Genomic DNA, 24,722 nt, shown 5'->3' on the forward strand with positions numbered 1-24,722 from the left:
AATTGGGTTATTCTATTAGTAAAACAGCGCTAAATTTAGCGCTGTTTTTTTACCTTTTTTTCCAACGGTGCCAATAAAGAACGCAATAAACACGGCAAATAAACCAACGTTGATGCCAATTTTGGGCGCCTTTATTAAGGGCTGGAAAAAGGTGATAAGTACTAAATTGCTGTGCAATGATGGCTTGGTTTTTTGTATCACAGCGTTTACGAAAAAGAATAAAGAAACTGCCAAGTTCACGTAGTGCTTGTTGGCGCAACGCGTTGGCTAATAGTGGTTGATGTTGTTTATCTGCAAGCTGCAAGAGTTGTATAACAATTTGCAAATAACTTTGTGCGCGCTTGGCTTCTTTTTGTGGATTAGGTTTACGCGTAATAGAGCTAGGATTAGCGCAATAGTAATAAAGAGGTTGATCATCAAAGCCGATACGTTGAGTGACCAGTGCAAGTTGTGTCGTCCACAAAATATCTTCATGATAAAGGCCATCAATAAAGCGTAAGTGATGTTTTTTGATTATTTCGTGGCGAATAAATTGTAACCAAACAAAATGTGGCCATTGATGTTGCGTAACGGCATGGATCACCCACTCTTGGCCGCTGATCACTTGTTGATAAGGTTGACGTTGATGGATGGTAGTTTGATGCTTTTGTGGATTATGTACATCATAGCGTTCACCATTGCCTATTAATACATCGATATGTTGTTCGCAGGCTAATTGATGCCAATGTGCCAGTAATTGAGGTTTAATAAAATCATCGCTATCAAAAAAGACTATCCAATCACCTTGAGCATATTTTAAGCCAGCATTTCTCGCGCTAGATAACCCTTGGTTAGTTTGGTGATAAAGGTGAAAACGATTATCTTGTTGGCAATAGAGCATAGCGATGTCAACACTATTATCCGTTGAGCCATCATTTATAATGATCACTTCAAAGTCGTGAAAGGTTTGGCAAAGTAGGCTCTCTAATAATCGCGTAATGCGAGATGCCTCATTAAACATAGGAACGATAACAGAAATAATCGGTGTTTTCACAATAGCCCGCCAAGGATTGAGAGATAATATCGCGCTATTTTACCTTTTTTTGGCCTCTTCATAAGACGCAATTGCAGTTACTCGTGCTTTGGCGTGATCAACAATTGGCTGTGGATAATCGAGGTAGTGACCTGTTTTGATTGCCCATTCAGAAGGAGTATGGATATCGCGATCTGGGACATCAGCAAGCTCTGGTAGCCAGTGGCGGATAAACTCACCATCAGGATCAAACTTACGTCCTTGGGTGGTCGGATTAAAAATACGAAAATAAGGCACAGCATCAGTGCCTGTTGATGCTGCCCATTGCCAGCCACCATTATTTGATGCGAAATCACCATCAATTAATTGTGACATAAAATAATTTTCCCCCCAGCGCCAATCAATTAATAGATCTTTGACTAAAAAACTTGCCGTCAGCATACGTAAGCGATTGTGCATCCAGCCGGTTTGATTCAGTTGTCGCATCGCGGCATCAATAATAGGAAAGCCTGTTAAGCCCTGTGTCCAAGCGGTAAATTCAGTTTGGTCATTACGCCAGCGAATATTTTCTGTCCATAGTTGAAAAGCTATCTGTTTGGATAAACTCGGGTTAGCAACTATTAGATGTTGATAAAACTCGCGCCAAACTAACTCATTAAACCAAACAAATGCACTGGAATGGTTATTTTCTAAGAAATCAGGCTCTGTTTGGTAAAGGCGATTAAAACATTGGCGCACAGACACTAGGCCTATGGCAAGATAAGGGGATAATTGACTGGTTCCATCAATAGCAGGAATATCTCGCCATTTTGCATAATGTATCACCCTTTCATAGCAAAACTGTTTTAAACGCTGTAACGCTGCTTGTTCGCTTGCTGGGAACATCTTGGTTGATGATATTGGTAGTGCAAAAAGTGGTGCACTTAACGGTGAAACGGTTTTTTGGTGTGCTCTTATTTCGGGGGCAGGTAATGAAGCATTATCTTGCGACAGAAATAGCCGTAAAAATGCGGTTCTAAAAGGAGTAAAGACTTTGTACATCTCTCCTTGTTGGGTCACAACATTCCCCGGTGGCACAAAAACGTTATCGTGGTAACAATAAACCGTGGTGTTATGGGCGAGTAATTCCATTACTTTTTTATCACGGTTTTGCTCATTAAGCGCATATTGATGATTAAAAAATAGCGCAGTGACCTGATGTTGCTGACAATAATCCACAATACTTTGTGCCGCATCAGCATATGTATCACTGATGATAAGTGTCAGTGGAATATTTAATTTAGCTAGCGAATGGGAAAGATTAAGCAATGCATCATGAATAAACGCCTGCTGTGATAAAGCCATATGATGGGCTTTCCACTGTGCAGGCGTGACGGTAAAAATGGCATGCACCTGCGCCTGTGTATTTTGGCAAGCATAAAAGAGCGCTTTATTATCGGTCACTCTTAGATCATGACGGAACCAAACTAAATGAACAGGCGCTGAGTGCATGTAACCTCTCTTAATCTAATTTTGGATGTTGATCGATAAGCGCTTGGCGTTTTTTCTGTAATGCTTCAATTTCCGCTTCGATATCTTCAACACGTTGTTCGATATTGTCATAGTGCTCAGATAAAATCTCTTTCGCTTCTGATTTATCTGATGCTGCCGGTGTTGCTCCACGTAATGGTTTGTTGGCTGTTTCAATCATTTTTATACCCGTTATCAAACCGACAACAGCAACTACCATTAGATAATAGGCGGGCATATATAAATTGCCAGTCGCTTCAACTAACCAAGCCGCTGCAGTTGGTGTGGCACCAGCAATTAATACCGAAATATTAAATGCAATAGCTAAGGCACTATAACGAATATGGGTTGGGAAAATAGCCGGTAAAATAGAGGCCATCACCCCAGTAAAACAGTTTAATAAAACCGCAAGAATTAATAATCCTAAGAAAATTAAGCCGATTTCATCACTGTTAATCATCATAAAGGCCGGATATGCCAATATAAACAGTCCAACGCTACCCCCGATAACAAAAGGTTTACGACCAATTTTATCACTCAGTAATCCAATCACAGGCTGAACAAATAGCATCCCTATCATAATCGCGATGATGATCAAGACCCCATGATCGGCGGAATAATTTAAGTTATGGGATAAATAACTTGGCATATAGGTTAGCAACATGTAGTAGGTGACGTTAGTCGCAATCACTAAGCCCACACATACCGTTAAACTTTTCCAATACTTGGAAGCGATTTCTCGTAATGAAACACGTGGCGGATTTTCGATAGATTTACGATCATCGCTGTTCATTTCATCAACATGTTGTTGGAATGCCGGGGTTTCTTCTAAGGCATGACGTAAATATAAGCCAATCAGACCTAAAGGTAATGCCAAGAAGAATGGAATACGCCATCCCCACTCATGGAATGCAGCTTCACCCATAATGGTTGAGATAAGGACAACAACACCCGCCCCCATAACGAAGCCGGCAATAGAGCCGAAATCTAACCAGCTTCCCATAAAGCCCCGTTTACGGTCTGGTGAATATTCGGCAACGAAAATCGCCGCACCTGAGTACTCACCACCAATTGAGAAGCCTTGGGCTAGTTTTGCTAATAACAGTAAGACGGGTGCCCAAATCCCAATGGTGTCATACCCAGGAATAAGACCGATAGCAAAAGTACTTAGTGCCATAATTATGATGGTGACAGATAAGACTTTTTGTCGTCCAAACTTATCCCCCAACATACCAAATACAACCCCACCTAATGGTCTAACAAGGAATGGGACTGAGAATGTCGCAAGTGCTGCGATCATTTGTACGCCAGGTGATGCACCAGGGAAAAACACTTGACCTAATACATAAGCCAAGAAGCCATATACACCAAAATCAAACCACTCCATTGCATTACCTAACGCTGCCGCAGTAATGGCTTTTTTAAGTTTGCTATCATCAATAATGGTTATATCATTGATTCTTAATGGTTTGTTTCTTTTTTTCTTCAATTTCATATTAAGTGACCTTTCAATTAAGGTATTAGTAAATTGTTGTTATTCAATTAATAATTAAACGAAATGAAGTGACTATTTTATAGCGAGAAAAGAGAGTGGTAATAATTCACTAAAAAACAGTTTACTTCTACATAGTTAAATAGTGAGGGTGAACTAATAGCTTATGGAACACTTATTAAGTATAGATGAGGTTAAATGAAAGATTAGGGATTTTTTGTCGTTGTTTTGATATAACAAAACGAAGCCTCTAAGTAAAAAATGTGACCTATATCATAGCTGAATATGGCTTTTGTGTAAAATCCATGATGTTAATGGTTGTAAATTTGAATTAAGTTAGATGAAGATGGCGATAAAAAGCTAATAGTAAATATTATTATATAACAATGGGTTATGTTGGGTTTTTATTTTTTGATTAGAAATAATATATTGATAGTCAAATTATGCATAATAAATAGTTAATATCTGCTTTAATGTGGATGAAATCATCTATTATTCGTTGTGCTAAAACACAGAAATAAAAACAGTCATTGCTAGATTTGGTGCAGTCACTTTTCTATTCTAGCAAATAGATAAGGTAAGCCAGTGGATAATTAAGTAGATATCACTATTCTTATTAAGAGAGCAAAAAGAGAGGAGATGTCATAATATCCACTAGGCATAAGAGCAGATAATTTGAGTAATGACATTGTAGTATAAATATTAACAATAATTATTTTTATAAAATCAATAATTAACGGCATGCTTGTGCCAATTAACCCAGGTACTCCTCATGAATATTAATCAACTGAAAAGCTTTGTTGAAGTAGTGCGAAATGACTTTAACATTACGAATGCGGCAGAGAAACTCTATACCTCACAACCAACGATTAGTAAGCAACTTAAGATATTAGAAGACGAACTTAGTGTTTCTTTATTCGTCCGTAAAAATAATAATTTATTAGCACTTAGTCCTATGGGGAAAGAGGTCCATAAAATAGCTAGCGATATTCTTGGGCAGGTTGATAAAATTAAAAGTATTGTGGCAGAAGAAGATCGTAATAAAAAAGTAGATTTGCACATTGCCACAACACATACGCAAATACGTTACTCCTTACCCAACGTCATTGATCATTTTCGCCGCTATTACCCTAATATTTCACTCCATTTTCACCAAGGTGCTCCTGCTCAGTTAGCAGAAATGGTAAAAAATGGCGATGTCGATTTTGCGATTGCCACAGAATCGATGCATTTATATGAAGATTTAATTACTTTGCCTTGCTATCGCTGGACTCGCAGTTTATTAGTACCTTATGATCACCCTCTTGCATCATTACCTGATGATCAACAGGTTACCATTGAACAACTTGGCCAATATCCCCTTATTACCTATGTGTTTGGTTTCACTCGAGGTTCTAAACTCGATAAAGTGTTTTATAAAAACCATCTTAAACCTCAAGTGGCATTGACGGCGACAGATACCGAAATTATTAAATATTATGTCAAGCGCCACCTTGGTATTGGTGTGATTGCCACGGTTGCTTATGATGAAATAGAAGATAGCCAAGCATTAAAGTGCATCAATATCGATCACTTAGTACAGCCCAGTTATACACATATATGTCTAAGTAAACATACGCATATGAAAGATTATATGCATGAGTTTATTTCACTCTATGCTCCGCATATTGATAGAAATATTATTCAGATGCCAGAGCAGTGGGAAACCCAGTGGCATAGCAAAGAAGTGTATCAGGGGTTACCTGATCTGATTTCGGTAAATAGCAAAGAGAAAATAATAGAATAAATCTTCAGTTAAGATGAGGGACTAAAAAGCCCGTTTTTGCGGGGGCAAAAAACGGGCTTAGGGCAGAATAAGTAATTATTTGCGAGTTAGCAGATTAACAAAAATTTGTGCACCCACTAATAAACAATCATCATCAACAAAATAAGGATTAGCATGAAGGTAGTTATTGATACCTTTAGCTTGATTACCACTGCCTAAAAAGAACATTGCGCCAACTTTACCTTTAGTGGCATTCACCATATAGCTAAAGTCTTCACTACCCGTCATTGGTTTACCGTTAGATTCGATATTCTCTTCTGGTAAAAATTGGCGAGTGGCTTCTAGTAAACGCTGATAAGCCGTAGGATGGTTAATAACAGCAGGGTAGCCTGTCGCTGTTAATGTTGTTTTAAATCCACCCGCTGTACTGCGCGCTACGATTTCATTAAAGCTTTCTTTTAATACTTTGTCGGTATTTTCATCCATAGAGCGGATAGTACCACGGGCTTGAACGTGATCTGCTAACGCATTAGGAATAGTACCGCCATTGATCATGCCGCAACCAAATACCGCAGGGCTAAAGGGATCAGTTTTTTTGGCAACCACATAATCCATATAATCAATTAAGCGAGTTGCTTCACGAATAGCATCTAAACCTTTATGCGGTGTAGATCCGTGCGCAGAAACACCATAAACATCTAATGTCCATGCTGAGCCGTAAGATGACATGACACCATCATTAAAACGTACACAACCGGTTTCGATAGCTGCATCATTATGTAGTGCGTAAGTTTCATCAACGCCTTCCATGCAACCTAACTCAACCATTTTGTCAGCACCAGGAACACGCATATCCTCTTCTGCCATTTGGAAAATAAAACGCACATTAGCGCTCATTTCTGCTTGGTTTTCAGCAAGGTATTTAGCGGCCGTTAATGCAATGGTCATATGAGTATCGTGACCACAATTATGTGCACAACCTTGATGGATAGAGCTGTGTTCGTTGTTCGTTAAGTCTGGCATTTCTAATCCATCCATATCTGCACGGATGGCAATCAGTGGAAAATCAGCATTAACAATTAAATCGGCAGTAAATCCAGTATAGCCATCAAAGGTTTTAATTTGATAGCCAAAGCTTTCCATCAATTCACGGCAATACTTTGATGTTTTATATTCTTCACCTGATAACTCAGGAATTTTGTGCAGATCTTGTCGTGTTTTTTTACTAAAGTCATTTAATTGAAAGAGTTTTTCGCTGACATTATAAATATTATTCATTAGATAACTCCCTGGATAGTAAATCCAATTTGTGCGACGATTGATGCGCCGAAGAAACAGCAGGTAGAAACAATCATGAAAATAAGGATCACTTTCCATGACATTTTCTTCAGTTCTTCTAATTGGCCACCAACGGATAAACCAGCAAATGCTAATAAAGGTACACAACAAGATAAGAAAGAGACTTTACCAATAGAACTAATAAAAAACTCTCTTACAGGTGTTTCAGGTAAACAAATAAGTATCCCGATAATAGTTGCATAAGCAAATGTTGGTAGAGATGAAGGTAAATATTGTTTAGCAACGAGTGAAATAAAAACCACTACAGACATAGCAATAAAGCTATCCCACATTGCATAAATAGCAATCCCTGATGTTAACGTTTGAGTAAACATTGCCAGTAAAATAGCAACGAATACTAATTTCATATCTATAATTATATTTTTCATGCAGTTTTGCCTCTGGTGAAAACTTTATAAATTTTTTCTGAAAGAGGTAAACCTAAATAGGTTAATGAGAGTGCGCCAAGTGCAGAAGATAATAAGTTAGATGCAGCCGCAACACTTAATACTTGTTGTGCTAAAGCTTCGTCTAAACCGTTAATTAATGCCCCTGATGCAGCACTTAACATTGAACCTGAACCTACGCCGGAGCCTGCTGCTAGAGCAAGTGGGTGTAAGCCTGTTAATGGTGCAAGACTACCTAATACGCTAAACCATAAAGTCCCGATAACAGAACCACATAAGTAAATAGCTAATACACCAATATATTCTTGTGAGCCAGTCCCAAATCTACCTTGAATAACGGCGATAGAAGGTTCTCGACTAATAGATGAACATGCACCAATTGCACGGCGACCAAAACCAAATTTAATGGCTAATGGTACGGCAATTAATACTGGTAATAAGTTTCCTAGCTCTTGAACAAATAAAGGAATACCGACACTTAAAATCATTTTTATATTTGGGACGATCATGCCAGCATATTGCGTACCTAAAATAAGTAGGCTGAAACCTACCATTTTACCGCAGAAGCCTTCTTCTTTTTCTGTAAATAATTTACCCCAAACTTTAATTTTTTTGCGGGTAAATCCAGCCGACATAAACATACCAATAATAACTGCAAATAACATTGGTAGAATAGGAATGACTGCAATACCAATCTTAATTTCTTTTTTACCAATCACATATTGTGAAATAAAAATTAAGAAAAGGACTGCCAGAATACTAATAAAGAAAACCTTTATCGGACTTCTACTTTTGTCCATCCGTTAATCTCCGTAGAAAAATAAACAGGCTTTATTCTAGAGGACAAAAAGCAAAAGGTAGCGTGACCAATGTCATGTTTACTTCATACCTCTTTTTCATGGGACATGAAATAAAATAATAGTAATAAATTTATTAACAATTTGAGTTAACTGAAATTATTGAGGAAAGACAGAGAGTAAGGCTGAAATGTGTCAGCTATATTGTTAAATAAAATGATAGCAGAAAAAGAGTAATTAAAAATTAGTTTAATTATTAAAATAATCCTATAAGTTTATTTTGTCTAGCACTTGATGATTTTAATACAATATAAATGAGATGGATTCTTATTTAATGCGAAATGAGTCATAAAAGCGATAAGTGCATTTATCAATAGTATTATTTTTTATAGTTAATTTCCTTTATTAATTGACCTATCTACCGTGACAATCAATCAAGAGATGTTATTCTTAATATTTGATTTAATAACACGGTATTCTCTATATGATGTGGTAAAAGAGTCGGTTGTTATATCTGGGGCAGCATGTAGAGAGATTACCCACTAAAATAAAAAGGAAATGCGTCACATGAGTAAGCAAACAGTTGCAACCTATATTGCTAAAGTGCTCCATAATGCAGGTGTGAAACGTATTTGGGGGGTGACGGGCGATTCATTGAATGGATTAAGTGATAGCTTGCGCAAAATGGGTACCATTGAATGGATGGGCACACGCCATGAAGAAGTCGCGGCTTTTGCCGCCGGAGCAGAAGCGGCTATCAATGGTGAATTAGCCGTTTGTGCCGGCTCCTGCGGACCAGGTAACTTACACTTAATTAATGGACTTTTTGATTGTCATCGTAATCATGTTCCCGTATTAGCGATTGCTGCTCATATTCCCTCTGCTGAAATTGGTAGTAATTACTTTCAAGAAACTCATCCTCAAGAGTTATTTCGTGAATGTAGTCACTATTGTGAATTAGTCTCTAATCCCGACCAGATCCCACAAATTCTGGCTATCGCTATGCGCACCGCTATTTTGAAAAAGGGTGTTGCGGTGGTGGTATTACCCGGTGATGTAGCGTTAAAACCCGCTCCAGAAGATGCCCATGAAAATTGGTATCCACTACAATCACCACTGATTATGCCGAATCGTTTTGAAATCGAAAAACTGTCTGAGGCACTGAATAACGCTAAAAATATCACCTTAATGTGTGGTGCCGGTTGTGCTCAAGCACATGATGAAGTGGTGAAACTAGCACAAACCTTAAAAGCCCCTGTTGTGCATGCACTACGTGGTAAAGAGTATCTTGAGTGGAATAATCCATGTAGCGTGGGAATGACGGGTCTTATCGGTTTTTCATCGGGTTATCACGCAATGGAGAATGCCGATACTTTAGTGCTGTTAGGTACTCAATTTCCTTATCGCGCTTTCTATCCTGCCAAAGCTAATATTATTCAAATTGACCTTAATCCAAGTAGCATTGGCTCACATTGCCATGTGGATATGGCTTTTGTTGGGGATGTCAAAGCAACCCTTAATGCATTACAACCGCGATTAAAAGAGAAAACAGATACCGCACATCTTGATGCCTCGTTAAAACATTATGCTAAAGCGCGCAAAGATTTAGATGCATTGGCTCAACCTAGTGAGCGTGATTTGATCCACCCTCAGTATTTAGCACGTCGATTAAGTGAATTAGCCAACGATGATGCGGTATTTACCTGTGATGTTGGCACGCCAACAGTTTGGGCGGCACGTTACGTGAAAATGAATGGTAAACGTCGTTTAATTGGTTCGTTTAACCATGGCTCAATGGCGAATGCGATGGCGCAAGCTATTGGTATTCAAGCACTGGACAGAAAACGTCAAGTTGTGGCGATGTGCGGTGACGGTGGTTTTACCATGTTAATGGGTGATTTCATCTCATTGGCTCAAATGAACTTACCGGTGAAAGTGGTGATTTTTAATAACAGCGTATTAGGTTTTGTGGCGATGGAAATGAAAGCGGGGGGCTATTTGACTGACGGCACCGATTTACATAATCCTGATTTTGCCGCTATTGCCAATGCGGCGGGAATTAAAGGTATTCGCGTTGAGAAAGGCGAAGATCTTGATGAAGCATTAAAAACAGCCTTTGAACATGATGGCCCTGTTATTGTGGATGTGGTAACCGCAAAACAAGAGCTTTCCATGCCTCCGGAAATTAAATTTGAGCAGGCCAAAGGTTTTAGCTTGTATATGATGAAAGCGATTATTAATGGTCGTGGCGATGAAATAGTGCAATTAGCGAAAACCAACTGGTTGCGCTAATCATTAAACGCATAATCGTTATATTGCGAGTTGCAGGGGCTAATCACCTACCTGCAACTTGCATGTCAACATAAGTCGATAGGATTTTTTATTATTTCGCTTTCTCTGCTAAACAAAAGTTTTCAATTAATTGCCCCATTAATTCACGAGTTGGCTCAATAAAAGCCATATCAATAAACTCATCAGGCTGGTGGGCTTGTTCAATGGAGCCAGGACCAAGCACTAGCGTAGGGCATAGCGCTTGAATAAAAGGTGCTTCGGTACAGTAATTAACAGTCTGCGCTTTCTCACCCAGTAGTTTTTCAATCACGGCAACCATTTTATGATCGGTCGGACACTCGTAGCCGGGAATAGGCTCGTGCAATGCTTCGACACTTAAACGTCCCGGCCAGCGCGCTTTTACCGGGGCTAATGTTTCGTGTAGCAGATCATCAAGATCTTGCAGCGTTAATCCCGGTAATGGGCGAATATCCATATGTAATTCACAGCAAGCACAAATTCTATTAGCAGCATCACCACCGTTAATATAACCAAAGTTCATGGTGGGATAGGGAATAACAAACGCCGGATTGTTATAACGGGTTTTTAATCTATCGCGCAGTGTACTGAGATGGGTGATAGATTCATGCATTAACTCAATAGCGTTGACACCTTTTTCCGGATCACTAGAGTGACCGGATTGCCCAGTAATACGGATAGCATTAGATAAATGCCCTTTGTGAGCACGTATTGGTTGTAATGAGGTGGGTTCGCCAATAATAGCAAAATCAGGACGAATAGCGGTATTAGCGGCAAAATAACGTGCACCAGCCATCGACGTTTCTTCATCTGCTGTAGCAAGAATATACAGAGGATGTGTGAGTTGAGAGGTATCTATATCTCGCAATGCATCAATAATAAAGGCAAAAAAGCCTTTCATATCTGCCGTACCTAAACCATATAACTTGCCTTCTTTTTCCGTTAGGGTAAAGGGATCTTGAGTCCAACGCCCTTCATCAAATGGCACTGTATCCGTATGCCCACAGAGTAATAACCCGCCGGTTCCACTGCCAAGGGTAGCAAGTAGGTTAAATTTCCCTCTGGTTTCAGGTACTGGTTGTATTTCAATTGAAAAACCGAGTGTTTCCAACCAATTAGCCAATAGATTAATCAATGCCTCGTTACTTTGGTCTGTCTTAGCATCTGTTGCACTAATTGAGGGCGTTGCAATTAATTGTCGATAAAGCTCAATAAATGTAGGTAATTTAATATTCACTGTTGACAGCCTTTCTTCATAATAGTATCAATATTCATGCACTTTTTTTGAATAAAAATACATTAATCGGTTTGTGTTCATAGTACAAGGTAAGAATGACATGTTAAATACTCTGATTGTAGGAGCAAGTGGTTACACCGGTGCTGAATTAGCAGCCTATCTTCAGCAGCATCCCCATGTGAATTTGAGCAGACTGATGGTATCCGCTCAAAGTGTAGATGCAGGGAAGTGCTTTTCTGAGCTTTACCCACAATATCGTGGCTTAGTTGATTTGCCACTTGAGCCTATGGTCGATGTTGCTAATGCCGCTGAAAATATCGATATCGTTTTTTTAGCCACCGCACATGAAGTCAGTCATGACATTGCCCCTATTTTTCTCGCTCAGGGGTGTGTGGTGTTCGATTTATCTGGCGCCTACCGAGTACAAAATAAGCATTTCTACCAACAATACTATGGATTCGAGCATAAGAATACTGATTGGTTATCACAGGCGGTTTATGGTCTTGCCGAATGGAACGCTGATCAGATTAGTCAGGCTCAACTTATTGCTGTGCCGGGTTGTTATCCCACCGTTTCTCAGCTGTCGTTAAAGCCATTAGTTGAAGCGGGATTATTAGACAGCACTCACTGGCCTGTTATCAATGCCACCAGCGGTGTAAGTGGCGCAGGCAGAAAAGCGTCTTTAACAAACAGCTTTTGTGAAGTGAGTTTACAACCTTACGGTGTTTTTACGCATCGTCACCAACCGGAAATTGCTACTCACCTTGGCATTGATGTCATTTTTACTCCTCATCTTGGTAATTTTGCTAGGGGGATCTTAGCCACTATCACCTGTAAGTTAAAACAAGGTGTCACAGAAAATGAGGTAAGGCAGGCATTTGAAACAGCGTATCAAGGCCAACCGTTGGTACGTGTGTATGACAAAGGTCTACCTGCATTAAAAGCCGTTGTCGGTACCGCCTTTTGTGATATCGGGTTAGCACAACAAGGTGAGCATTTAATTATTGTCGGTGCGGAAGATAACTTATTAAAAGGGGCCGCAGCACAAGCGGTGCAATGTATGAACATTCGGTTCGGTTTTGCACCAACCGAAACACTTATCTAAATAATGAGTAGGGACGTTTTATGGAACCATTAATTATCAAACTAGGCGGTGTACTGCTAGATAACGAAAAAGCGTTAACACGTTTTTTTACAGCACTACAAGAATATCGCACTAGTCATAGCCGTCCATTAGTGATTGTTCATGGTGGTGGCTGTTTGGTTGATTCTCTGATGAAAAAGCTGCAATTGCCCGTTGTTAAAAAACAAGGCCTACGAGTTACCCCCGCCGATCAAATTGACATTATTACTGGCGCGTTGGCAGGAAGTGCCAATAAAACATTGCTGTCATGGGCCACACGCTTTGGTTTAAATGGTGTCGGACTTTGTTTGGGCGATGGCCAATTAGCCAAAGTAACAAAAATTAGTGATGAACTAGGTCATGTAGGAAATGCTGAACCTGGTTCTCCTGAGTTATTAAATCTATTACTGAATGCAGGGTATCTCCCGATTATTAGTTCTATAGGTGTGAGTATCCAAGGTGAACTGATGAATGTTAATGCCGACCAAGCGGCAACAGCGATTGCTGAAACCTTAGGCGCAGATTTGGTGTTGCTCTCAGATGTAAGTGGCATTTTGGATGGCAAAGGACAAAAACTCACAGAAATATCTGCCACAAAAGCGCAAGCATTAATCGACCAAGGCATTATCACCGACGGCATGATTGTTAAAGTTAATGCTGCGTTAGAAGCGGCAAAAACGCTTAGACGTCCTGTTGAAATAGCCAGTTGGCGTCACGCGGAAAAACTGACTGATTTATTTAATGGTATGGCGATCGGGACACGTATTTTAGCTTAAACACAACCACATAACGCTTTGTATATTGGCGAAATAAACACAATTGAGAATAAAGGTTATCACTATGACGAAAGGTATTAAAAAAATTGTACTGGCATATTCAGGTGGTCTAGACACATCGGCTATCATCCCTTGGTTAAAAGAGCATTATGACAATTGCGAGGTGGTTGCGTTTGTTGCTGATGTGGGACAAAGCCGTGAAGATCTGGAAGGCGTAGAGCAAAAAGCATTGGCGTCAGGGGCCAGTGAATGCTATGTGGTTGATTTACGAGAAGAGTTTATTAAAGACTATGTATATCCAGTATTAAAAACAGGGGCATTATATGAAGGGAGCTATTTGTTAGGCACTTCAATGGCACGTCCTGTGATTGCGAAAGCACAAGTTGAATTGGCATTAAAACTCGGGGCTGATGCCTTGGCGCATGGCGCAACAGGTAAAGGTAATGACCAAGTTCGTTTTGAAAGTACTTATACCGCACTGGCACCGCAACTTAAAGTGGTTGCACCTTGGAGAGAGTGGGACTTGCGCTCCCGTGAAGCTCTACTGGATTATCTAAAAGTTCGTCATATTCCAACCACGGCGACACTTGAGAAAATTTATAGTCGTGATGAAAACGCATGGCATATCTCAACAGAAGGCGGAGTGTTAGAAAGTCCATGGAATGCTTCTAATGAAGATTGCTGGGCATGGACGGTAGATCCGAAAAAAGCCCCTGATACACCTGAACAGGTTTCTGTAACGGTAAAAGCAGGTGAAGTGGTTGCTATCAATGGCAAAGCTCAATCCCCTTATGAGTGTTTAGCTACATTAAATACGCTAGGCGTAAAACACGGTATTGGTCGTATTGATATTGTGGAAAATCGTCTGGTCGGTATGAAATCTCGCGGTTGCTATGAAACCCCGGGAGGCACCATTATGATGGCGGCACTGCGTGGTGTTGAGCAACTGGTTTTGGATAGAGATGCTTTTAAATGGCGTCAACAGTTGGGTTTAGAAATGTCTTATGTTGTTTATGACGGTCGTTGGTTTACGCCAATTCGGGCTTCATTACAAGCTGCCGCTGACTCGCTGGCAACAGAGGTAAATGGCGAAGTGGTGTTAGAGCTTTATAAAGGCCATGTAAATGCTATTCAGAAAAAATCTGACAACAGCCTCTACTCGGAAGAGTTCGCCACCTTTGGTGAAGATGAAGTCTATGATCACAGCCATGCAGAAGGGTTTATCCGCCTATATTCTTTGCCATCACGTATTCGGGCATTAAGTAAAAAGAAATAAGGTGAGACCAATAAGAGTGATGTGACAAAAGGCATCACTCTCTACATTTTTATCAAGCATGACTTTTAACAAAGACAAAATAGGATGTGATTATGGCACTTTGGGGTGGACGTTTTAGTCAGCAAGCTGATCAACGGTTTAAACAATTCAATGATTCACTGCGGTTTGACTATCGACTCGCACAACAAGATATCTTTGGTTCAGTAGCTTGGTCTAAAGCGTTAGTCACAGTAGGTGTCTTATCGCAGGATGAACAAGCTCAACTTGAACAGGCACTTTATGAACTGTCTGAGGAAGTAACAGCTAATCCTCATTCTATTTTACAAAGTGATGCGGAAGATATTCATAGTTGGGTAGAGAGCAAACTGATTGCCAAAGTGGGTGATTTAGGTAAGAAGTTGCACACTGGACGTAGCCGTAATGATCAGGTCGCGACAGATTTAAAATTGTGGTGTAAAGAAGAAGTCGCCCACTTACGTCAGGCTATTATTGAATTACAAAAGGCGTTGGTGGTAACCGCTGAACAAAATCAACATGCTGTGATGCCCGGTTATACTCATTTACAACGTGCTCAACCCGTCACTTTTGCGCATTGGTGTTTAGCTTATAAAGAGATGTTAGCAAGAGATGAGAGTCGTTTAGCGGATGCATTAACGCGTTTAGATGTAAGTCCACTGGGTAGTGGCGCTTTGGCGGGTACCGCTTATGATATTGATCGTGAACAATTAGCTCAATGGTTGGGTTTTGCCAGTGCAACAAACAATAGTTTAGATAGCGTATCAGATAGAGATCATGTGTTAGAGCTATTATCTGCGGCTGCTATTGGTATGGTGCATCTTTCTCGTTTTGCTGAAGATTTGATTTTCTTTAATAGTGGGGAAGCAGGTTTTATTGAGCTTTCAGATAAAGTCACTTCTGGCTCTTCATTAATGCCACAGAAGAAAAATCCTGATGCATTAGAACTTATTCGTGGTAAGTGCGGGCGTGTACAAGGGGCATTAACCGCAATGATGATGACTCTAAAAGGGTTGCCTCTTGCTTATAATAAAGATATGCAAGAAGACAAAGAAGGGCTGTTTGATGCCGTTGATACTTGGTCTGATTGTTTGCATATGGCAACATTAGTGCTTGATGGGTTGCAGGTTCGCCGTCCTCGTTGTGAAGAGGCCGCAAAACAAGGTTATGCTAATGCGACAGAGCTTGCTGATTATTTAGTCGCAAAAGGGGTGCCATTTCGCCAAGCTCACCATATTGTCGGTGAAGTTGTTGTTAGTGCAATTGAGCAAGGTAAAGCACTTGAAGAGTTGGCGCTATCTGAATTACAGAAGTTTAGTAGCAAAATTACCGTTGAAGTTTACGAGATCCTTTCATTGCAATCTTGTTTAGATAAACGATTAGCAAAAGGTGGAGTATCTCAACAGCAGGTTTCTTATGCCATTACTGAGGCCAAAAAACAGCTTAATATGGATGAGTAGTTTTATCCCATTGTATAACTGACAGATTATTCAAAAAAAGCGGGGTGGCTCATGCCCTGCTTTTTTATGGACGCTTACCGATAATAATAGTTTAATCAATTGATATATCACTATTTATTGATAAAAGATGAAAAAATCGCGTTACAATAACGCACGATTGATAGAAAAATTTATCAGTTGTTATATTATCTATAGCTATTAACTATCAGTAATAAGTATGGGATCTGCAATGAATATCCGTGATTTGGAATATCTGGTGGCTCTAGCTGAGCATAAACATTTTCGCCGTGCGGCAGATTCTTGCCATGTGAGCCAGCCAACATTAAGTGGCCAAATTCGTAAACTTGAGGACGAATTAGGCGTTATGTTACTTGAAAGAACCAGTCGCAAAGTACTGTTTACCCAGCAGGGATTATTGCTAGTAGAGCAAGCGAAAACGGTATTACGTGAAGTGAAAGTGCTACAAGAAATGGCATCACTACAAGGTGAGAGTATGGCAGGGCCGTTACATATTGGGCTTATTCCTACTGTTGGACCTTATTTATTACCGCATATTATTCCCGAATTACATAGAAACTACCCTAAGTTAGAGATGTATCTTCACGAAGCACAAACCAATAGCTTATTAGCTCAGCTAGATAGCGGTAAACTCGACTGTGCTATTTTAGCCATGGTAAAAGAGAGTGCCCCTTTTATAGAAGTGCCTTTGTTTGAAGAGCCGATGAAATTAGCTATTTATGATGAGCATCCATGGCATGATCGCAAATCAGTGCCGATGGGGGACTTAGCAGGCCAACGTTTATTAATGTTAGAAGATGGGCATTGCTTACGTGATCAAGCTTTAGGTTTTTGTTTCCAAGCAGGGGCTAAAGAAGATACCCATTTTAGAGCAACTAGTTTAGAAACATTGCGTAATATGGTCGCTGCAGGAAGTGGTATTACACTTTTACCTGATTTAGCGGTACCTCAAGCACAAAAACGCGATGGCGTTTGCTATTTAGATTGTACTTCACCTAATCCATCACGTTCTATTATTTTGGCTTATCGCCCCGGATCGCCTTTGCGTAATCGTTATGAACAATTAGCAGAGACAATCCGTGATCATATGACCGCATTTTATGAGGCTAAGAAAGCAGCATCAAAATAAGCGATTTAAACCATTTAAAGCAGCAACGCGATAGGCTTCCGCCATGGTTGGATAGTTGAAGGTGGTATTAACGAAGTATTCGATAGTATTGCCTTCTCCTTTTTGCTCCATAATTGCTTGGCCGATATGAATTATTTCAGCAGCGCGCTCGCCAAAGCAGTGAATACCTAAAATTTGCTTGGTTTCACGGTGAAAAAGAATTTTTAAGCTACCGACATTCATACCCGCAATTTGGGCTCTAGCAAGATGCTTAAATTGTGAACGACCGACCTCATAGGGGATCTTCATTGCGGTGAGTTGCTGTTCCGTTTTACCCACAGAGCTGATTTCTGGAATGGTATAGATACCCGTTGGAATATCTTCAATTAAATGCGTTTCCGAGGTGCCAGTGGTAAGCGCAAGTGCCGCAATGCGCCCTTGATCATAAGCCGCAGAGGCTAAGCTTGGATAGCCAATCACATCACCCACTGCATAGATATGTTCACAACTGGTTTGATAATGCGCATTAACTGCCACTTGTCCACGGCTATCGGTTTTGATCCCAACATTTTCCAAACCAAGTGTATCGGTATTACCCGTTCTACCATTAGCATAAAGCAGACAATCGGCTTTGACTTTCTTACCGGATTTTAGATGAACAATAACGCCATCATCAACGCCTTCGATGGTGTCGTACTCTTCATTGTGTCGAATAACAATACCGTTATTCCAAAAATGGTAAGAGAGTGCATCTGACATTTCTTGATCAAGGAATGACAGTAGATGATCACGAGTATTAATTAAATCAACTTTTACTCTTAGACCTCTAAAAATAGAAGCGTATTCACAACCAATGACCCCAGCACCATAAATAATGACATGGCGAGGTTCATGCTCAAGGTCGAGTATGGTATCGCTGTTATAAATACGAGAGTGTGAGAAATCAACATCCGGTGGGCAATAAGGGCGAGAGCCTGTGGCAATAATAAAATTATCTGCACTGAGAATATCACAAGTACCATCAGGATAACGTACGCTAATTCTATGATCATCAATAAAAGCAGCTTCGCCTGAATACATCGTACAATGATTACGCTCGTAGAAGCCTTGACGCATTTTAGTCTGTTGACTGATTACCGTGCTGGCTTGGCGTAGTATTTGAGAAAAAGAGGAGTTGATCAGGCGAGATTGGTCGCTATAGAGCGGGTTTTGATTAAACTCGATAATACGACTGACCGCGTGGCGTAGAGCTTTTGAAGGGATAGTTCCCCAGTGAGTACAGCCACCACCGACTTGATCATAACGTTCAATGACGGCGACGCGTTTTCCTTGTTTAACCAGCCCCATGGCCGCGCCTTCACCACCAGGACCTGAACCGATTACAATTGCATCGAAATGAGAATGTTGCATAGGAAGAGACCTGTTTTATACAAAACGACAACGACATATTAACATTAGAATGAATAATAGCCCAATTGACATTAGGGGCATTAGTCACACTTTATTTAGTTTTTTATCTGAATGTGTCGTTATGGATAACGGTACGTACTTATTTTCTGTAAAAATTTGATATATTGGTTATAAACCACATTTGGATTATCAGGATTGCTGTGAGTAATAATATTGGCATCAGAGCGAAACAAAAAGAAAAAACCCGCCGTTCTTTGATTGAAGCAGCTTTTAGCCAACTCAGTGCAGAACGTAGTTTTACTAGCCTAAGCTTACGAGAAGTGGCGCGAGAAGCGGGTATTGCACCTACCTCATTTTATCGTCATTTTAAAGATGTTGATGAGTTGGGGTTAACTATGGTCGATGAAAGTGGACTGATGCTACGTCAATTGATGCGACAAGCACGACAGCGTATCGCTAAAGGTGGAAGTGTGATCCGTACATCGGTTTCTACCTTTATGGAATTTATTGGTAATAATCCGAATGCTTTTCGATTATTGTTACGTGAACGCTCTGGCACATCTGCTGAATTTCGTGCCGCTGTCGCACGAGAGATCCAACATTTTATTGCAGAACTGGCAGACTACCTTGAGCAAGAAAGTAATATGCCACGTTATTTTACTGAAATGCAGGCTGAAGCGATGGTGACTATCGTATTTAGTGCAGGGGCAGAAGCATTAGATATTGATATTGAAAAACGCCAACAATTAGAAGAAAGATTAGTAATACAACTACGGATGATTGCCAAAGGCGCTTACTATTGGTATCGACGTGATTTAGAAACACCTCTACAAAATAACCCCGAAATAAAGAAAAAAATGCATCAGAAAGGAGATAAATGATGGAACAAAATCGCTGTGAAAAAAGCACACTATTACTTTCCGTAGTTATCGGTGTTGCTTTACATGGTAGTTACTCAACTTTATTTAACCCACTTACTGGACCTTGGTCTATTTTTCCACTGATTAGTTTAGTTCTAGCTGTTTACTGCTTATACCAACGTTATTTAAATCAACCAATGACTGATGGTATGCCTAAGTTAATTTTCTCATTCTTTTTATTAGGGCTATTTGGTTACAATGCTTATTTAAAAACCTCTAACCCTGAAATGGGCTCTAACTTCTTCTCTTCTGTATGTATTGTGATTATTGCTCTATGGATTTATCGTCAAATTAAACAGCGTAAACGTCTACGTGAACAGGAAGAAGACGCTGAGAAAGCATCGCAAGCAGAGCAATATTAATTGTTATCAGCTTTTGGTTGTAAACACAGCGAGATTTTGACACCAGTAAGTGCACTTACTGGTGTTTTATTTTTATTGGGGTTTTGGTGGTAATTTCTGCTATAACTTCTAAAACTAAAAGTTATCTTTTCTCTAATAACACACCACATTCCATATGATGGGTGTAAGGGAATTGGTCAAAAAGTGCTAACTTACTGATTTTGTGAGTTTTGATCAGCGTTTCTAAATTCTGGCACAGAGTCTGCGGATTACAAGAGATATATAAAATGCGCGAGTAATTCTTAACCAACTCAACAGTTTTCTCATCCAAACCACTGCGTGGTGGGTCAACAAAAATAGTTTCACATTGGTAATCTTGTAGATTAATCCCTTCTAAGCGTTTAAATTCCCTTACGCCATTCATTGCTTGAGTAAAATCTTCCGCTGACATACGAATAATTTTAACATTATCAATATGGTTCATCGCGATATTATATTGCGCTGCATGCACTGAGGGCTTCGCTATCTCAGTGGCTAGCACTCGCTTAAAATTACGCGCAAGGGCGAGAGAGAAATTGCCGTTACCGCAATAAAGCTCTAACAGATCACCGGTTGAGTTTTCAGTGACTGATAGTGCCCATTCCAACATCTTAATATTGACCTGTGCATTAGGTTGGGTAAAGCTATTTTCCACTTGACGGTAGATCATCTGTTGACCCGCAACAGGTAATACTTCATCGACAAAATCATTATCGAGCATAATTTTAGTTTTATATGCTCGGCCAATTAATTGCACATCAAACCCCTGAGCAATCAATGTTTGGCGTAATGCTGTCGCTTCTTGTTGCCAAGTCTCATCAATTTTTTTGTGATATAACAACGATACAATGATTTTATTGCTTAAGGTTGAAAGATAATCAATTTGAAATAATTTATGGCGCAGTGTTGGTTTATCTTTTATTTCTGCCAATAAAGCTACCATCATCTGATTAATCAGTTGGCTCGCCACTGGAAATTGGTCAACGCGGATACGCTGCTTAGTCTCTTGATCAAACATAATATGATACAGAGCGTCCTGCTCATGCCAGATGCGAAATTCTGCACGCATACGATAATGTTGTTCTGGTGATGAAAAAACTTCCACATTAGGCGCATTAAAAGGTGCCATCATCTTTTGTAGGCGTTCGGTCTTTTCATTCAGTTGAGACTGGTATGTTTGCGTTGGTAATGAATTTTGCATGGTATCTCGCCTTGTTTTTGGCAGTAATAAAGTTAAGCGAGCGAAATTGTAGAGATCCTCATGAAGATGTCCAGTATTCTTCATGTTCAATTTCTGGACTCAGTGAAGTTGGCATCGTAGCATAGCGATTCGGTCTCCGATATGGAGTGAAAAGGGAATCTGGTGCAAAGCCAGAACTGACGCGCAGCGGTAATAGGATCAAGGATAATAAAAGACACTGCAATGCACCAAAATCAGTGCTGTGGGAAGTCATTATCTTAAATGCTCAGAGTATTTAACCTAGAGTCCGAAGACCTGCCGAACATTTGTCGCATGTAAAATTAAGTACGCGTTTTACTTAATTTTGGCGGCATCCTGCTACTTATTTCTGTTGGATGCAGATTTCATGAATAATAAAAAAGTATTTTTTCTTTCAAGTGTTGCTTTAAGTGTTATGACGAGCAGTTTCAACCTATTTGCACAGGCTGATAATACATTGAGTGTGACTGCTAATCGTTTTCAACAACCTACCTCCTCTATTTTAGCGCCAGTGACTATTGTTGATCGTGAACAGATCGATCGCTGGCAGAGCAATAGTGTGCTTGATGTATTGCGTAGAATGCCAGGGATTGATGTAGCACAAAGTGGTGGTATAGGGCAGATGAGTTCAGTCTTTGTGCGAGGAACTGACTCAAGACATGTATTAATATTAATTGATGGTGTACGTACTAACCAAGCAGGGATTTCTGGCTCTTACGATATGAGTCAACTGCCTCTTTCTTTAGTACAACGTATTGAATATATAAGAGGCCCTCGTTCGGCTGTTTATGGCTCCGATGCGATTGGTGGGGTCATTAATTTTATAACGAAACGCCAAAATGATGGTTTAACGTTAAATGCAGGAATAGGAAGCCATGGATATCAAAATTACAATGGTTCAATACAACAAAAGGTAGGTGAGAGAACCACATTATCTGCGGCAGGTGGATATACTTATACTAAGGGAATACATGCAACGGATGATTCTGTCCCTGTTGCCGCCCCTTTTCATGACAGACATGGATTTATGAATAAATCCTATTGGTTTGGTATCGACCATATTTTTAATGATAACTTTCAAGGCTACATGAAAGGGTATGGTTATGATAATCGTACTACTTATGTTGCATCTTATCCCGGTAATACAGATCAAAGTAAAACTTATAATCGTAATTATGAAGCGGGTATTAAGTTCAGTGGTGATTCCTATTTTAGTCAATTAATTACGGTGTATAGCCAAACTAAAGACTATAACTACATTTCAACAAATGGCCGTGATGGTAAGGGCTCTTCTGTAGATAATTCTAAACAATATAATGTCCAATGGGGGAACACCTTTTTAATTCCAAGTGGCATGATCAGCGCTGGAATGGATTGGCAAAGACAAACGATTGAAGCGAATTCAGCATCAGTACCTCATCAAAGAACAATTGATAATACTGGGCTATATCTCACATCTCAAAAACAACTTAGTTCAGTTATCGTCGAAGGCGCTATTCGTTCTGATCACCACGATGAATTTAACTGGCATACTACATGGCAAACCAGTGCAAGTTGGGAGTTCGTCGATAACTATCGAGTAATTGCTTCTTATGGTACGGCATTTAAGGCTCCTACATTGGGGCAACTTTATGCGGATAATCCTGCATGGAACACAAAAGGTAATCCCAACTTAAAACCAGAGAAAAGTAAGCAGTGGGAAGTGGGCGTTGAAGGGTTAACTCAAGGGATTGATTGGCGTTTATCTCTATATCAAAATGATATTGATAATCTGATTGCTTTTAGAGATAACACTTACATTAAATTACAATAAAGCTAAAATAAAAGGTGCTGAATGGGTTGGTGAGATGGATACTGGATCATTACATCATCAATTAACATTGCAGTACCTTGATGCTAGAGATAGTGATAATAATCTATTAAGCAGAAGAGCAAAGCAACAGCTTAAGTATCAAGTAGATTGGAATATCGCAGATATAGATATTGGAATTAATTATCAATATATAGGAAAGCGCTATGATACGGACTTTAACCAATATCCTACGAAAAGAATAAAACTAGGTGGGGTAAGTCTTTGGGATTTAACTGCGTCATATCCTATTACATCTCATCTCTCAATTCGTGGTAGAATAGCCAACCTGTTTGATAAAGATTATGAGACAGCTTATGGCTATCGCACGCCAGGACGTGAATATTTCCTCACCGGAAGCTACGACTTCTGATGCACAATCTACCGCTAATCCCACTGTCTTAGTTTTTGACTCAGGGGTTGGCGGTTTATCTATTTATCGAGAGATCCGTGAAAAACTGCCGGATGCTCACTATATCTATGTTTTCGATAATGAAGCATTTCCTTATGGTGAGAAACCTCAAGAGTTTATTATTGAGCGTGTCGTTCGTATCGTCAGTGCTGTCGCGCAACAGCATGAGTTAGCAGCGATTGTGATCGCTTGTAATACCGCAAGTACAGTAAGTCTGCCTGCTTTACGTGCTAAATTTACTGATATCCCCATTGTTGGTGTTGTTCCTGCGATTAAACCTGCAGCAAAACTTACCTGTAATGGTGTGGTCGGTCTATTAGCCACAAGAGCAACGGTTAAGCGACCTTATACTCATGAACTTATCGAACGCTTTGCGACAGAGTGTAAAGTGCATCTATTAGGTTCAGCAGAGCTGGTGGAGTTGGCTGAAAAAAAACTGCATGGCGAAAAGGTGTCATGCGATGAGCTACGTAGAATTTTAGCCCCTTGGCTTAAAATGAAAGAGCCACCAGATACGGTAGTATTAGGGTGTACCCATTTTCCTCTATTAGAAGAAGAGTTACTTTCTGTTTTGCCTGATGGTACTCGAATTATTGATTCTGGTGGTGCAATTGCAAGAAGAACTGCGTGGTTAGTTGTAAATCAAGATAAAATCAGAGGTTCAAAAGAAATTAGTTTTGCTTACTGTCTTAAAGAAGATGAGTATAGTGAATTATTAAAACCGGTTTTAGCCGATTTTGGCTTTAAAACGCTCAGAAAATTGGCGCTTTAAGTTAAATTTGTTGGAAAATTAAACGGTCGGTAAAAAAATCAAAAAAAAGTGTTGCCAGCTTCACAAAACTCCCTATAATGCGCCCTCGTTGTCACGGCACAGGGCGCTAAGCGAACC

19 protein-coding genes, 1 pseudogene and 1 riboswitch are annotated in these 24,722 nt (G+C 39.9%); of the genes and pseudogenes, 11 read left to right on the plus strand and 9 right to left on the minus strand.

The genetic code is table 11. From position 1 onward, the window contains the following. Positions 1-49 precede the first annotated feature (49 nt). Genes HMPREF3129_RS13750 through proP form a run of 3 tightly spaced genes read right to left on the minus strand, consistent with a single transcriptional unit; the run spans position 50 to position 4,016 of the window. Positions 50-1,033: a glycosyltransferase gene (locus tag HMPREF3129_RS13750; RefSeq protein WP_036919545.1), complete on the minus strand. Its 984-nt coding sequence runs from the start codon at positions 1,031-1,033 to the stop codon at positions 50-52. A 39-nt stretch (positions 1,034-1,072) separates the two neighbouring features. After that, positions 1,073-2,503, minus strand: coding sequence for a deoxyribodipyrimidine photo-lyase (gene phrB / locus HMPREF3129_RS13755; RefSeq protein WP_060555804.1), 1,431 nt, complete (start codon positions 2,501-2,503; stop codon positions 1,073-1,075). A 10-nt stretch (positions 2,504-2,513) separates the two neighbouring features. Beyond that, positions 2,514-4,016 (minus strand): glycine betaine/L-proline transporter ProP, encoded by a 1,503-nt coding sequence (gene proP, locus HMPREF3129_RS13760; RefSeq protein ID WP_004246398.1) that lies wholly within the window; start codon positions 4,014-4,016, stop codon positions 2,514-2,516. Positions 4,017-4,785: 769 nt separating this feature from the next. Here proP and HMPREF3129_RS13765 point away from each other — a divergent pair. Continuing rightward, complete coding sequence (locus tag HMPREF3129_RS13765; protein ID WP_004246397.1) at positions 4,786-5,799, plus strand: LysR substrate-binding domain-containing protein; 1,014 nt, start codon at positions 4,786-4,788, stop codon at positions 5,797-5,799. A gap of 75 nt (positions 5,800-5,874) precedes the next feature. Here the strand turns inward: HMPREF3129_RS13765 and HMPREF3129_RS13770 are convergent, their stop codons facing one another. Genes HMPREF3129_RS13770 through HMPREF3129_RS13780 form a run of 3 tightly spaced genes read right to left on the minus strand, consistent with a single transcriptional unit; the run spans position 5,875 to position 8,323 of the window. Continuing rightward, positions 5,875-7,056 carry a M20 metallopeptidase family protein gene (locus HMPREF3129_RS13770; RefSeq protein ID WP_004246396.1) on the minus strand — a complete coding sequence of 394 codons (1,182 nt, stop codon included), beginning with the start codon at positions 7,054-7,056 and terminating at the stop codon, positions 5,875-5,877. Continuing rightward, entirely contained in the window at positions 7,056-7,505 is a 450-nt protein-coding gene (locus tag HMPREF3129_RS13775; protein ID WP_004246394.1) for a hypothetical protein, read from the minus strand. The genes HMPREF3129_RS13770 and HMPREF3129_RS13775 overlap by 1 nt, the downstream gene beginning before the upstream one ends. Then, on the minus strand, positions 7,502-8,323 hold the full coding sequence (locus HMPREF3129_RS13780; protein WP_004246392.1) for a DUF3100 domain-containing protein: 822 nt from the start codon (positions 8,321-8,323) through the stop codon (positions 7,502-7,504). The genes HMPREF3129_RS13775 and HMPREF3129_RS13780 overlap by 4 nt, the downstream gene beginning before the upstream one ends. Positions 8,324-8,887: 564 nt before the next feature. Between HMPREF3129_RS13780 and poxB the strand changes: the two genes are divergently transcribed. Beyond that, the gene (gene poxB, locus HMPREF3129_RS13785; protein WP_036919548.1) at positions 8,888-10,612 is read left to right on the plus strand and encodes a ubiquinone-dependent pyruvate dehydrogenase; all 1,725 of its coding nucleotides are present in this window, start codon (positions 8,888-8,890) and stop codon (positions 10,610-10,612) included. Between the two features lie 91 nt (positions 10,613-10,703). Here poxB and argE read toward each other — a convergent pair whose 3' ends face one another. Then, complete coding sequence (argE, locus tag HMPREF3129_RS13790; RefSeq protein ID WP_004249893.1) at positions 10,704-11,867, minus strand: acetylornithine deacetylase; 1,164 nt, start codon at positions 11,865-11,867, stop codon at positions 10,704-10,706. 100 nt (positions 11,868-11,967) lie between these two features. Between argE and argC the strand changes: the two genes are divergently transcribed. The 5 genes from argC (at position 11,968) to oxyR (ending at position 17,664) form a co-directional block, all read left to right on the plus strand. Next, positions 11,968-12,972 carry an N-acetyl-gamma-glutamyl-phosphate reductase gene (gene argC, locus HMPREF3129_RS13795; protein WP_012368682.1) on the plus strand — a complete coding sequence of 335 codons (1,005 nt, stop codon included), beginning with the start codon at positions 11,968-11,970 and terminating at the stop codon, positions 12,970-12,972. 20 nt (positions 12,973-12,992) lie between these two features. Continuing rightward, the gene (gene argB, locus HMPREF3129_RS13800) at positions 12,993-13,766 is read left to right on the plus strand and encodes an acetylglutamate kinase (protein WP_004246388.1); all 774 of its coding nucleotides are present in this window, start codon (positions 12,993-12,995) and stop codon (positions 13,764-13,766) included. Positions 13,767-13,830: 64 nt separating this feature from the next. Then, positions 13,831-15,042 carry an argininosuccinate synthase gene (locus HMPREF3129_RS13805; RefSeq protein WP_004246387.1) on the plus strand — a complete coding sequence of 404 codons (1,212 nt, stop codon included), beginning with the start codon at positions 13,831-13,833 and terminating at the stop codon, positions 15,040-15,042. Positions 15,043-15,134: 92 nt separating this feature from the next. Beyond that, positions 15,135-16,517: an argininosuccinate lyase gene (gene argH, locus HMPREF3129_RS13810; protein ID WP_004246386.1), complete on the plus strand. Its 1,383-nt coding sequence runs from the start codon at positions 15,135-15,137 to the stop codon at positions 16,515-16,517. Between the two features lie 229 nt (positions 16,518-16,746). Continuing rightward, a complete protein-coding gene (oxyR, locus tag HMPREF3129_RS13815; protein WP_004249700.1) occupies positions 16,747-17,664 on the plus strand; it encodes a DNA-binding transcriptional regulator OxyR in 918 nt (305 codons plus the stop codon). Here the strand turns inward: oxyR and sthA are convergent. Then, positions 17,656-19,053: a Si-specific NAD(P)(+) transhydrogenase gene (gene sthA / locus HMPREF3129_RS13820; RefSeq protein WP_004246384.1), complete on the minus strand. Its 1,398-nt coding sequence runs from the start codon at positions 19,051-19,053 to the stop codon at positions 17,656-17,658. The genes oxyR and sthA overlap by 9 nt on opposite strands. A gap of 200 nt (positions 19,054-19,253) precedes the next feature. Here sthA and fabR point away from each other — a divergent pair, with 200 nt between their 5' ends. Next, positions 19,254-19,934 (plus strand): HTH-type transcriptional repressor FabR, encoded by a 681-nt coding sequence (gene fabR / locus HMPREF3129_RS13825; protein ID WP_004246383.1) that lies wholly within the window; start codon positions 19,254-19,256, stop codon positions 19,932-19,934. Next, positions 19,934-20,335 (plus strand): YijD family membrane protein, encoded by a 402-nt coding sequence (locus HMPREF3129_RS13830; protein WP_004249699.1) that lies wholly within the window; start codon positions 19,934-19,936, stop codon positions 20,333-20,335. Before fabR ends, HMPREF3129_RS13830 begins: the two co-directional genes overlap by 1 nt. A 121-nt stretch (positions 20,336-20,456) precedes the next feature. Here the strand turns inward: HMPREF3129_RS13830 and trmA are convergent, their stop codons facing one another. After that, positions 20,457-21,554 carry a tRNA (uridine(54)-C5)-methyltransferase TrmA gene (gene trmA / locus HMPREF3129_RS13835; protein WP_004249698.1) on the minus strand — a complete coding sequence of 366 codons (1,098 nt, stop codon included), beginning with the start codon at positions 21,552-21,554 and terminating at the stop codon, positions 20,457-20,459. 113 nt (positions 21,555-21,667) lie between these two features. Then, positions 21,668-21,870, plus strand: a riboswitch (cobalamin riboswitch). Positions 21,871-21,939: 69 nt separating this feature from the next. On the opposite strand from trmA, the pseudogene btuB reads away from it, so the two are divergent. Both btuB and murI read left to right on the plus strand, forming a co-directional pair. Then, positions 21,940-23,794 (plus strand): annotated as a pseudogene (gene btuB / locus HMPREF3129_RS13840) (TonB-dependent vitamin B12 receptor BtuB). Beyond that, positions 23,739-24,605 (plus strand): glutamate racemase, encoded by an 867-nt coding sequence (gene murI, locus HMPREF3129_RS13845; RefSeq protein ID WP_004246377.1) that lies wholly within the window; start codon positions 23,739-23,741, stop codon positions 24,603-24,605. Before btuB ends, murI begins: the two are co-directional and overlap by 56 nt. The last annotated feature ends 117 nt before the right edge of the window (positions 24,606-24,722 follow it).

The sequence above is a fragment of the Proteus sp. HMSC14B05 genome, from assembly GCF_001808035.1.
Taxonomy (GTDB): Bacteria; Pseudomonadota; Gammaproteobacteria; order Enterobacterales; family Enterobacteriaceae; genus Proteus; species Proteus mirabilis.